The organism is Flaviramulus basaltis (assembly GCF_900114265.1).
GTDB classification, from domain to species: domain Bacteria; phylum Bacteroidota; class Bacteroidia; order Flavobacteriales; family Flavobacteriaceae; genus Flaviramulus; species Flaviramulus basaltis.
The window spans coordinates 252,253-265,052 of sequence record NZ_FPKV01000003.1; the positions used below are offsets into that span (position 1 = coordinate 252,253).

Consider the following 12,800-nt stretch of genomic DNA (forward strand, 5'->3'; position numbering starts at 1 on the left):
AACCAACCGAATAAATAACTAAATTTAAATATATTATTATGAATATAATGAGATTGTTAAAGAAGGATAACCTGTTATTTATAAAACACTTATTCTTTTTGTTTGTAGTATGTTCTTCTTTGAACATGACGGCGAGTATATCATTTAATGATGTGTTTGTATCATTGCAAGCAGATCAATTAATGATAACAGGAAAAGTAGTTGATGCTAATGGTATGCCAATGCCTGGGGTTAATATTCTAGAAAAGAATGTTGCTAATGGAGCAGTAACTAATTTTGATGGAAATTTTGAAATCAAAGTAAACTCTGAGAAAGCTGTTTTAGTTTTTTCTTTTATTGGTTTTGTTACTAAAGAGATTTCAGTTTCTAATCAGAAAACTATTAATGTTACATTAGAAGAAGATGTCAATAAACTTGATGAAATTGTGCTTATTGGTTATGGTGAAGTTAAAAGAAATGATTTAACAGGTTCAGTTTCTACTTTAAAACCAAAAGAAGACGCCATAGCCCAAGCTCAAAATATAGAATCTTTATTGCAAGGTAAAATTTCTGGTGTTCTTGTACAATCTAATGGTTTTGAGCCTAGTTCTCCTTCAAGTATAAAAATTAGAGGGATTAATAGTTTAACTAGCAATACAGAACCTCTATATGTAGTAGATGGAATTATAATGGATTCTGCTACAGAAGATGTTGCTAATCCTTTAGCTAGTGGCAATAATTATTTGGCACCTCAAAGTGGGGGTATAGCAGGTATTAATCCCAGAGATATAGAAAGTCTTGAAGTTTTAAAAGATGCATCTGCAACAGCAATATATGGGTCTCGTGGAGCCAATGGAGTAATACTTATTACAACTAAAAAAGGTAAAGAAGGAAATGCAACTATTAATTATTCCGTTACAACTCGTATGGGTAGTATTACCAATAACATTGAAATGCTTTCAACACCTGATTATGTTGATTTTCAAAACGAAAAAAATGCTAATATTGGTTTTCTTCCTGCTTTTTATCAGTATGGTGATGGTAGCTATGCCTATTTCGTAGAAAGTGAGGAATTTATGGAAGAAAACTCAGCAAATTTTGACAGACTAACACCTATAAATTGGAGTGAAGATATCTATAGATCCTCTTTAAGTACCAATCATAGATTGTCCGCCTCTGGAGGGACTAAAACAACCAAGTACTATTTTTCAACAGGTTTTTTCAAAAATGAAGGTCTAATTCCTAATGCTTATGCTAAAAAAATAGACTTTAATGCAAACCTTTCATTTGATTTGAACGACCGTCTTGATTTAAAAACAAAATTTGCCGTTGAAAACACTAAAAACTCAGCTTCTCGAGGTACAGAAAACTTGGGAGCAGTAAATGCTAGCTTGGTAAGATTAACTGTTTCAGGAGTACCCTTTTTAAATGCTGCAACTAATAATCTTAGTGGTGATCCTGAAGAAACTTTAGATGGTCCAAGAGCATGGTTAAAAGATTATGATGACTTATCTACAGATACAAGGTTTTTAGGTTCCTCTATTCTAAGTTATAAAATTTCCAATGTGTTTACTTACAGACTTCTTTTTGGCTTTGATTATAGAGTTAAGGAGCGCCAAATATGGTATGGTACAGGAATTTATCGTGGTGAACAAGCAAATGGTGAAGCAGGAATAAGTAGATTATCTCGTTTTAGGAACAATATAGATAACACTTTAATGTTTACAAAAAGGTTTAACGAAAATCATAGAATTAATGGCACAGTTGGTGTAATTATAGATAATAGAAGTTTACAAAGAACAAGTAGTCAAGCGGCAGATTTTGCTAATAAGGATTTAAGAGCAGATGGTATTAGTTTTGGACAAGTATATCAGCCTCTGCAACTAAATAAAGAAGAAGAAAGTATTATATCTTTTTTAGGGCGTGTAAACTATACTTTTAAAAATAGATATTTATTTACAGGAACTTTTAGATCTGACGGTAGTAGTAAATTTTCTGAAGGAAATAGATTCGCTTACTTTCCTGCATTTGCATTTGCATGGAAATTAAAAGAAGAACCATTTATTAATAAATTGAAATCTGTAAGTGATTTAAAATTAAGAATGAGTTGGGGTTTAACAGGAAATCAAAATATTCCTAATTATAGAACTTTAGTTCCTTTTGGTACAACACCAGGGCCTTATACAAATGGAAATGGTGATGGAGTAACTGCTGTTATTCCAACAAACCTTGCGAATGATGGTCTTAAATGGGAAACAACACAACAATATGATTTTGGACTAGATATGGGATTCTTTGATGATAGATTAACAGCAACTATAGATGTTTATCATAAAGAAATTTCAGACCTATTGTTAAACGTAGAGATTGGTCCTTCAACAGGATTTAATAGTTATTATGCCAATCAAGGTAACTTAGAAAACAAAGGAATTGAATTTAGTATAAATGCAGACATTATTAAAACCAATAACTTTAAATGGAATTTTTATGGAAATATTGCTTCTAATAAAAGTAAAATCACTAAATTAGGTATAGAGCCATCTGTCTTTGGTACAGAAACGTATTCTGCATTTTTAGGTAATGAAGTTTCTGGTGGTACTTATTTTAGAGTTCCTGCAAACATTTTTATAGAAGGACAAACACCAGGGTTATTTTATGGGTATAAAACAAATGGTATAATATCAAATGACGAAGATCTTGCAAATGCACCTTCACTAAGAGGTGTTGCGTCAGAGCTTGGTGATGTTTTTCTAGTAGATCAAGATGGAGATAACGATATTACTGATACGGATTTAACTATAATTGGTGACCCAAATCCTGATTTTAATTATGGTTTTGGTTCTTCATTTACTTATAAAAATATTTCTTTAAGCATGTTTTTTAATGGTATACAGGGAAACGATATAGCAAACGGAAATCTTATATTAGAAGCGCACCCAAGTTCTACAGCATTAAATATTCGTCAGGAAACATTCGAAAATGCTTGGAGTTTAGATAATCCAAATGGAACTTATCCTAAATTAGGTTATAATAAAGCAAAAGATTCAGGTTTTACAGATCGTATTGTAGAAGATGGTAGCTTCTTGCGTTTAAGCTATATAACACTGGGGTATGATATGCCTTTGGTTAAAGATTCATTTTTTAAGAGTGCCTATTTTTCTATATCTGGTCAAAACCTACTTTTATTTACTAAATATAGTGGTTTCGATCCTGAAGTAAATAGCTTTTCTTGGGATCCTGCTCGTGTAGGTATAGACTATAATTCTTTTCCTAATCAGAAATCATTTTCAATGTCATTAAATGTAACTTTTTAAAATAAAAAAGATGAAAAATTTTTTAACATATAGCTTATTATTATGCTTTGTAGTACTAAATAGTTGTGAGGATTATTTAGACAAAGCACCAAGTACTCAGCTCACCGAAAGTCAAGTATTTGCAAATGAACAATCATTGGAAACAGCCATAAATGGTATGTACTATACTTATGGCGAATACAATTATCATGGTGCTTCAGTTCAAGGTTTATTAGCTCCTATATCTGGAATATATTATTCAAGTCAAAATATAAATTCTGATGCTACTGGTCTTAATTGTCTTCCTAATAATACTTGGCTTATAAGATTATGGCCAGCTATGTACGAGACTATTAATGTGGCTAATGTAATTATCGCTAAGCTAGAAAACTCTTCTAATAGTCTTGAAAATAGAGAATCTGCACTAGCACAAGCATATTTTATTAGAGCGGCAACATATTTCGATTTAGTTAGACTTTTTGGCGGTGTCCCTTTACGTACATCTCCTAGTACATCAGAAACAATACATCTAGCTAAAAGTTCAAAAAGTGATGCTTATGATTTAGTAATTTCAGATTTTGAAAAAGCAAAACAAATGCTGCCTGAAATAGGAGAAAACATTATTGGAAAACCTTCAAAATATGCTGCAAACGTATATCTTTCAAAAGTTTACATGACTTTAGCAGGAGAAGATGGTGGAGATTCTTCATTATGGCAAAATGCCTATGATGAATTAATACCTGTGTATGGAAAATTTAGTTTAGTTTCTACTTTTGCGAGTTTATTTGAACTAGGTAATGAAAACACTCAAGAATCTATTTTTGAAATTCAATATGGGCACAATGGAGCGTCAAGAAATTTTGATGCGATAAGACAATTTACACCTGTAAATAGTACTTTTGTTCCAGTAGGTCAAGTAACATATGGGTTTTTAAGACCAAACAAAGAAACCTTTGATAATCACTTTTATCAATATCCTGAAGATCCTAGAATTGATGTAACATTCTTGTATAACTCTTACATAAAAAACGGTAATTTTCGTACTATATACCCAATAAGAACAACAACACCAGATGGTTTTCCTGCTTTAAGAAAATATTTTGACGAGACTTATAATGGAACCACAACAAATCGTAATTTTATAAAACTAAGATATGCAGATGTTTTACTTATGCTAGCTGAAATTCAAAATGAGCTTACAGGTCCAGAAGATGCTTATCAATACGTAAACGAAGTATTAACCAGAGCTCGTAATACTGATGAAGGTCCTGTTTTAGAACCAGCAGATTGGTCTGGAATGAGTAAAGATGAATTCAGACTTCGAGTTTTAAAAGAACGCCAATATGAGCTATTAGGCGAAGGGCATGAGTGGTTCGATACTAGAAGAAGAGGTTTTGATTACTTATTGAATGAAGTAATAATTCCGCATAACGAAAATCCAACGCGTGATCCAGCTCGTGATTTTATCTATCCTACTAGTGAAAAAAACATGTTGTTACCTATTCCGTCAAACGAAATTTCTGGAAATCAAGAAGTATCACAAGAAGATCAAAACCCAGGATATTAGTATTAATAGCTAAGGATTTCCCGACACATATGTGTCGGGTTTTCTAATAAAACTATCAAGTTAAATTTATTTCAGAATCCTTATCTTTTGTATAAAGATTCGGATGTTAATCATTTAAAGACTTTTAGATTCTATTTAAATAGTTAGTTTTAAACTGTTTTTGAATTAATAAAATTTTTAGAACTTAAATAATGAAACATGGTTGCTCCAAGTTAATTATAAAATACAGTATATGAAATTCTCCTTAAGAACCACACATTTAAGATTTTCTTGGCTTATTCCTCTTATTTTAATTTGTGTTTTTCAAAATATATGCGCGCAAGAAATTAATAATTATGAGAGGTTAAAAAAAGAATTTAAAAAACCTCCATTAAAATCATGGCCAAAAACGTATTGGTGGTGGATAAATGGTAATATAGATACTGTTAGAATAAGAGAAGAAATTATCTCAATGAAAAATGCAGGACTATCAGGTTTTGATATTTTTGAAATTGGAGCAAAAAAAATAGATTCTATTATACCTACTGGTGAAATTACCTTTATGGGAGATGATTTCTTAAGGGCTATGAAAGTAGCTCTTGATCAAGCATCGAGTCTTGATATGGAAGTTGGGCTTAATATGGCTAGTAGTTGGAATGCTGGAGGGAGTTGGGTAACACCAGAAAACTCAGCAAAATCTATTTACTTTTCTAAAACGGCTTATAGTAAGGGGCAATTAAAATTACCTTTTCCTAAACTTGTAAGAGTTCTAAAAGAAGGACAGATTACATTTCCTGATGACGATAAGAGTATGTATATTGACTATAGCAAAGACGGAAAACCTGTTTTTTATAAAGAAATAGCAATTATAGCTGTGCCTTCTAAGTCTGATGTGAAGGTTTCTGAAATAATAGATGTAAGCCAGTATTTTGATAGTAAAACTGAAACTTTGAATTGGGATTCTGAAGGGGATTACAATATATATCGCTATGTGTGCTCCAACTCAGGTGAGCAATTAAAAGTGCCTAGTAAAAATTCGGTAGGACCTATTATAGACCATTTTGATGCAAGAGCCACAACCGCACATTTTAACTATATAATAGATAGATTAAAAATAGCATTTGGCCTAGATTTAAGTAAAACAGCTCTTAAAAGCTTTTACTTAGCAAGTTATGAAGCGAGAGGTAATGTTTGGACAGAAAGTGTACTTAAAGAGTTTAAAAGACTTAATGGTTATGAAATTAATCGTTTTTTGCCAGCATTGTTTAATAAAACATTGTTTTCGGAAGAAGTAACAGCAAAATTCATGAAAGATTATCAGTTTACATTATCTGAGCTTATGATTGATAATTTTTATAGAAAAGCTAAAGAGATTTGCAACGCAAATGGTATTTTAATTAATTCAGAAGCAGGAGGTCCAGGTTTTCCATTGCATAATGTACCTGTAGAACCTTTAAAGTCATTGGGTATAATGGATTTACCTAGAGGTGAATTTTGGATAAATCATTCAAGGTTTGATGAGCATGGAATAAATATTAATAGGGTAGTGAAAGAAGCATCTGCTGCATCACATATTTATGGTAAAGGAATTGTTGAGTTAGAAGCTTTTACAACCTTTCAGCATTGGCAGGAAGGACCTTTTGACATGAAACCTTATGGAGATCAAGCATTTTGTGAAGGAATGAATAAAGTTGTAATTCATGGTAGTAGTCATAACCCAAGTGGTATAGGAAGCCCGGGAATATCTTACCATGCAGGCACACATTATAATGATAAAAGAGTATGGTGGCCAATGATAAAGCCATTCAACACCTATCTTTCACGAATTTCATATATATTACAAAACACAGACTTTGTAGCTGATGTTTTATATTATTATGGTGATGCCGTTCCTAATTTTACGGGGCATAAGAATAGTCGCTTTATGGTTGGTTCAGGATATGATTATGAAGTAATTAATACAGAGATTCTAAAAAAACTTTCTATTAGGAACAATCAATTGGTATTACCCACGGGTAGACAATTTAAACTACTGTACTTAGAAGACGAAGGAGAGATTGACCCTGAAGTATTTTTAAAACTTAAAGAATTAACTGCAAAAGGAGCAAAAATAGTATCAGAAAAACCAGAAAAAATAATAGCTAGAGAAAATCGGCCTGATTTAAAAGTCTCATTAAATGATATTAATAAGCTTTGGTTGGATGTTGGAGGTTCAGTTAAAGATATTACTAAAATTAATGGAAAAGTATTTTCGGGTATTAGTAGTTTAGATCTGTTGAAAAAGATAGGTGTATCACCAGATTTATATTATGAAGATAACGAATTTTCTACCTTAGATTATATTCATTACAAAAAAGGAACTACAGATTATTATTTTGTAAGAAACACAACTAATGAATGGGTGTCTCGACAATGTAGTTTTAGACAAACTAATAAAACACCAGAAATTTGGGATCCAGTAACAGGCGATATAAATAAAGTCAATATATATGAGCAATTAAACGAGCAGGTAAACATGCCAATAACACTGCCTCCTTATGGTGCTTTTTTTGTTGTGTTTTCAGAGGGTGTCAAACCTGCAACATATTCAAAAATTAACTCAGATGAGTTAAATCCTCCTCTTTTACAATATACTACAAATGGAACTTTTTTTCTTGAAGAAGCAAAAATCGATTTGCTTAAAAATACAGAAACAAAGCAGGTTTCTAACTATATAAAAACAAGAGAATTAGAAGGAGCGTGGGAGGTTTATTTTACAGAAGAGCAAAAAAAATCGGGGGATAGTGTTATTTTTCCAGAGCTAGTATCATGGACAAAATCAGAAAATGATAGTATCAAGTATTTTTCGGGCATTGCTAAATATGTTAAAACATTTCAATACGATATTAATTCCAGTACTGCAAAAAATCAAAAAGTTTATCTAGATTTAGGAGAACTTTCTAATGTTGGTGAAGTTTGGCTTAATGGTGTTTCCTTAGGTGTAACTTGGACAAAACCTTATCGTTTTGAAGTGACCAATGCTTTAAAATATGGATATAATTTATTGGAAGTGAAAGTAGCAAATACCTGGTCCAATCGTTTAAAAGGTGATGCTGTCAAAGGAGAAAATTTTACGTACACTAATATTTTAGAAACAGTAGTGCCAGGTTTAAACAAGAAAAGAGTGCTTTGGAAAGATGTACCATTAAAAGATTCTGGTTTGATGGGGCCAGTAAAATTGATGTTTATGAAACCGATAGAGTAGGTTTAAACTTATTAAATAGTCAATCTAAATTTATAATCTAAAATTGTTTTATGTTTAATTCTTTTTTATCAACAAAGTTAGTGTCAGTTGTTTTGTGGTTTGTGTTGTTTTTATTTAATGGAGTATCGGGGCAGACAAAAGAAGTTAATTCTAGCAAAAAGCCGAATATTATTTTTATAATGACTGATGACCATGCATCTCAAACAATAAGTGCATACAATGACATTTATAAAGATGTGGCGCCAACACCAAATATTGATAGATTGGCAAAAGAAGGCATGTTATTTTTAAATACATTTTGTACTAATAGTATTTGTGGACCAAGTAGGGCAAGTATTTTAACAGGAAAGTATAGTCATCAAAACGGATTTTATAAAAATACCGGTCGTAAACCTTTTGATGGAACACAAGAAACATTTCCTAAAATCCTTCAAAGGGAAGGATATAACACGGCAGTTATCGGGAAATGGCATTTATGGAGTGAGCCAACAGGATTTGATTATTTTAAATACCATGTGCTAAACGGAGAGCAAGGTGTTTATTGGGATCCCATTTATAATGATAATGGCAAAGAAGTTCAAGAAAAAGGATATTCATCCAATCTTACTGGTGAATTTGCTTTAGATTGGTTAGAAAATAAGCGGGATAAATCCAAACCATTTATGCTGATGTATCAATTTAAAGCTCCACACAGGCCTTGGGATCCAGATACTAAATATGAAGATTTATTTGAAGATATTAAAATGCCTTACCCAGAGACCTTTAATGACGATTATAAAACCAGAGAACTTACAGCAGGTAAGACTATGATGACCATTGAAGATAATCTGACTCATGAAGATTTAAAGATGACACCTCCAGAAGGTCTAACACCTGAAGAATTAGCTAAATGGATTAGGATAGGAGATAGAGGAGAATATATATCACCATCTGATACGCTTACAGGAACAGCCTTAAAAAAATGGAAATATCAAAAATTTATAAAAGATTATTTAGCTTGTGTAAAATCTGTTGATGATAATATAGGGAATCTTCTTAAGTATTTAGATGAAAGTGGACTTGCAGAAAATACAATTGTTGTTTACACATCAGATCAAGGTTTTTATTTAGGAGACCATGGTTGGTTTGACAAGAGGTTTATGTACGAAGAGTCTTTAAGGATGCCATTTATTGTAAGATATCCTGATAAAATAAAAGCAGGACAGCGAAATGAAGATATCAATTTAAATATTGATTTTGCTCCCACTATTTTAGATATGGCAGGTATCAAACCTTCAACTGACATGCAAGGCAAAAGTTTTAAGTCATCACTATTAGGTAAAAAAAATAAAGATTGGAGAAAAGCCATGTATTATCATTATTACGAATACCCTAAATGGCATAATGTTCAACCACATTATGGAATAAGAACTAATAGATATAAATTAATTCATTTCTATTATGATGTAGATGTATGGGAATTATATGATTTAAAAAATGACCCAAATGAATTAAATAACATTTACGGGAATAATGATAGCAAGGCATTAATTAAGAAATTAAAAAAGAAATTGTTGGAACTTCAAAAAGATTATGAAGATAATATATCTGTTGAAGAAATGAGAGAGCAGACAAGGATAGGAATGGAAAAATATTAAATTTTTAAAAGGTATTTTAATCTATAAATAAATGAAAATCAAAGATATATTTTTAGGAATAATCATATTGTTCTATACAGTATCTACATATGGTCAATTAAAACTTCCGCAGATTATTTCTTCTAATATGGTTCTGCAACAAAACGAATTGATCAGTGTTTGGGGTTGGGCAATATCAAATAAAGAAGTTATTGTTAAAGTGAGTTGGAATGATAAGATTTACACTTCCATTTCTGATAAAACAGGAAAATGGAAATTGAAAATAAAAACTCCAGCTACTGACGGAAATCCTCAAAAAATTACAATTTTTAGTGAAACAGAATCTATTTTATTAGAAAATATTTTATTGGGAGAAGTATGGTTGTGTTCGGGTCAATCCAATATGGAAATGCCCATGAAAGGGTTTAAAGGTCAACCAGTTTATGGAGGTAATTCAGCAGTTGCGCAATCCTTTAATAAAAACCTTCGCTTATTTGATGCAGGTAAGAATGTGAGTTTAACTCCTGTTGATACATTGATTGGTTCAACAAAATGGAAAATAGCAGAACCAGAATCAGTGGCCACATTTAGCGCAGTAGCATATTTCTATGGATCACAATTACAGAAAGCTTTAAAGGTTCCTATAGGAATTATAACATCTTGCTGGGGTGGAACTCCAATTGAATCTTGGATGGGCGAAGATGCTCATAAGAATGCTAAAGTTATAGATCTAAATGGGTTTACTTGGAGTAAAAAAAAACAAAGAACACCAACAGTATTATTTAACGGTATGATTAATCCTTTAATACCATTTTCTATTAAAGGAACGCTTTGGTATCAAGGAGAAGCAAATTCTAGAGAATACCAAGAGGATTATAAAAAAACGCTTCCAGCTATGGTTAATGATTGGCGAAAGAAATTTGAAGTTGGTGAATTCCCTTTTTACTTTGTACAGATAGCACCTTTTAAATATGATAAAAATGTCATTACTGCACCATATATGCGTTCCGTTATGATGGAGTGTGTTGATGTCATACCCAATTCGGGAATTGTAGTTACTACAGATTTGGGATCCGAAGACTATATTCACCCTCCTTTTAAAAAAGAAGTGGCAGATAGACTATTTTATTTAGCGATGAACAAAACCTATGGATATAAAGCAATTGATTGTGAAGGTCCAATGTATGAAGGTGTAACTTTTGAAGAAGATAAAGCCATCATAACATTTAAGGAAGATAATGAGGGTTTATATTCTCCTGAAAACAATATATTGGGTTTTAAAATTGCTAGTATAGATAAGAAATTTTATGATGCGAAGGCGCTTATTTCAGAAGACAGGAAATCGGTGCAAGTTTGGTGTGATTCTGTAAAAAAGCCCGTTGCAGTTCGCTATGCTTGGGGAAACTATACTAAAGCTAGTTTTTTTGATAATTCAATGCTCCCAGCATCTTCATTTAGAACAGACAAATGGTGAAAATAGGCATGTAAATGGCAACCATTAATTTGATGTTATATTTTAATTATTTAGTTATATAAAATGAAAAAAATAGCAATTTTAATCTTTATCGTTACAGTTGTTTGTAATGCACAAACAACTGTAACGTATAAGGAAATAGGCCAAATTCAACTAAATATGGATATTTACTATCCTGATCATATGGATTTATCTAAAACATATCCAGCAATGGTTTTTTTCTTTGGAGGCGGTTGGAAAACAGGGTCTATTTCGCAATTTGAACATCATGCCCAGTACTTCTCAAAGAGAGGTTTAGTTTGCTTTTTAGTTGATTATCGTATTGAAAGCAGACAGCACACGACTCCTTTTGAGTCTGTTAAAGACGCTAAATCTTCCATGAGATATATTAGGGAACATGCAAAAGAGTTTCATATTGACCCTGATAAAATTATCGCTTCAGGCGGGTCGGCAGGTGGTCATCTGGCAGCCGCTACAGCCTTAATTGATGAGTATAATGAAAACACAGATAATTTATCAATAAGTTGCATGCCTAATGCTTTGGTACTTTTTAATCCGGTAATTGATATTTCTCCAGGAAGCTATGGTTTTAGTAGGATAGGAGCTGATGAGTATAAAAATTTTTCTCCCTTACATAATGTGAGCAAGGTAGCTCCTCCAACTATCTTTTTTCTAGGAACTGAAGATCATCTAGTTCCTGTAGCGGCTGCCCAGTATTTTAAAATGGCAATGAATAGAGTTAATTCCAGATGTGATTTAAAGTTGTACGATGGTGAAAAACATTCATTCTTTAATTATACTTTCATTGATAATTATAAGCAGACTGTTAAAGAAACTGATCTTTTTTTGCAATCACTCGGTTATTTGAGTAAGACTCCGTGTGTAGAAATTAAATAGTATAATATAATTGCATGATAAAAAGTCAACCAAAAAATAATTTTATTACTTCCATACTATGTTTACTCCTGATTTTATTGGCAAACTTAGTAGTAGCACAAAAAAAGATTTCTTTTTAAAAGATTATTTTATAAATAATCAAGACACACTTTATTAGAGAGTGTTATGGCCCAATAATTTTTCAGAAGATAAGGAATACCCAATCGTTTTATTTTTACACGGAGCTTGTGAAAGAGGAAATGATAATGAAAGCCAGTTAATAAATGGAGGTAAATTATTTACAAATGAAATGAATAGAGATGCGTTTCCTGCAATAGTACTATTTCCACAATGTCCAAAAGATGATTTTTGGTCTAATACAATAACTGATAGAACTACCAATCCTGTTTCGAGAACATTTCCAAATACGCCACCCACAAAGGCTTTAAATTTAGTGATGTTGTTGATGGAAAGTTATTTGAATAAGCCATACGTAAATAAAGAGAAAGTATACGTAGGAGGCTTATTAATGGGTGGTATGGGAACTTTTGAAATATTGTATAGAAAGCCTGATGTATTCGCTGCTGCAATTTCAATCTGTAGTGAGGAAATCCAGAAAAGGTAAAAACATATGCAAACAAAACAGAGTTATGGATATTTCACGGAGCAAACGATAGTATTGTAGATCCGCTATTATCTGTAAATATGGTAAATGCTTATTTAAAAGCAGGAGGCAGGCCTAACTTTACCCTATATGCCAATTGCGCAATCA

At 31.9% G+C, this 12,800-nt stretch carries 7 protein-coding genes; all 7 read left to right on the forward strand.

Annotation, left to right across the window (positions count from 1 at the left end; translation table 11 throughout):
• Positions 1-38 precede the first annotated feature (38 nt).
• The 7 genes from BT151_RS13395 to BT151_RS18845 all read left to right on the forward strand — a co-directional run bounded on the left by BT151_RS13395 (position 39) and on the right by BT151_RS18845 (position 12,653).
• On the forward strand, positions 39-3,293 hold the full coding sequence (locus tag BT151_RS13395) for a SusC/RagA family TonB-linked outer membrane protein (protein WP_084647968.1): 3,255 nt from the start codon (positions 39-41) through the stop codon (positions 3,291-3,293).
• 10 nt (positions 3,294-3,303) lie between these two features.
• The gene (locus BT151_RS13400) at positions 3,304-4,839 is read left to right on the forward strand and encodes a RagB/SusD family nutrient uptake outer membrane protein (protein WP_072402848.1); all 1,536 of its coding nucleotides are present in this window, start codon (positions 3,304-3,306) and stop codon (positions 4,837-4,839) included.
• 232 nt (positions 4,840-5,071) lie between these two features.
• Positions 5,072-8,062 (forward strand): glycosyl hydrolase, encoded by a 2,991-nt coding sequence (locus BT151_RS13405; RefSeq protein WP_072402849.1) that lies wholly within the window; start codon positions 5,072-5,074, stop codon positions 8,060-8,062.
• A 50-nt stretch (positions 8,063-8,112) separates the two neighbouring features.
• Positions 8,113-9,699 carry a sulfatase family protein gene (locus BT151_RS13410; RefSeq protein ID WP_084647969.1) on the forward strand — a complete coding sequence of 529 codons (1,587 nt, stop codon included), beginning with the start codon at positions 8,113-8,115 and terminating at the stop codon, positions 9,697-9,699.
• Positions 9,700-9,730: 31 nt separating this feature from the next.
• Positions 9,731-11,152, forward strand: coding sequence for a sialate O-acetylesterase (locus tag BT151_RS13415; protein ID WP_084647970.1), 1,422 nt, complete (start codon positions 9,731-9,733; stop codon positions 11,150-11,152).
• A 63-nt stretch (positions 11,153-11,215) separates the two neighbouring features.
• Positions 11,216-12,049, forward strand: coding sequence for an alpha/beta hydrolase (locus tag BT151_RS13420; RefSeq protein ID WP_072402850.1), 834 nt, complete (start codon positions 11,216-11,218; stop codon positions 12,047-12,049).
• A gap of 160 nt (positions 12,050-12,209) precedes the next feature.
• On the forward strand, positions 12,210-12,653 hold the full coding sequence (locus BT151_RS18845; protein ID WP_245794848.1) for a carboxylesterase family protein: 444 nt from the start codon (positions 12,210-12,212) through the stop codon (positions 12,651-12,653).
• Positions 12,654-12,800 lie beyond the last annotated feature (147 nt).

Excerpts from the sequence above, each read along its gene's own strand:
- BT151_RS13405 (WP_072402849.1), top strand. The coding sequence starts at position 5,072 with ATGAAATTCTCCTTAAGAACCACACATTTAAGATTTTCTTGGCTTATT.
- BT151_RS13400 (WP_072402848.1), top strand. The coding sequence starts at position 3,304 with ATGAAAAATTTTTTAACATATAGCTTATTATTATGCTTTGTAGTACTA.
- BT151_RS13420 (WP_072402850.1), top strand. The coding sequence starts at position 11,216 with ATGAAAAAAATAGCAATTTTAATCTTTATCGTTACAGTTGTTTGTAAT.
- BT151_RS13415 (WP_084647970.1), top strand. The coding sequence starts at position 9,731 with ATGAAAATCAAAGATATATTTTTAGGAATAATCATATTGTTCTATACA.
- BT151_RS13395 (WP_084647968.1), top strand. The coding sequence starts at position 39 with ATGAATATAATGAGATTGTTAAAGAAGGATAACCTGTTATTTATAAAA.
- BT151_RS13410 (WP_084647969.1), top strand. The coding sequence starts at position 8,113 with ATGTTTAATTCTTTTTTATCAACAAAGTTAGTGTCAGTTGTTTTGTGG.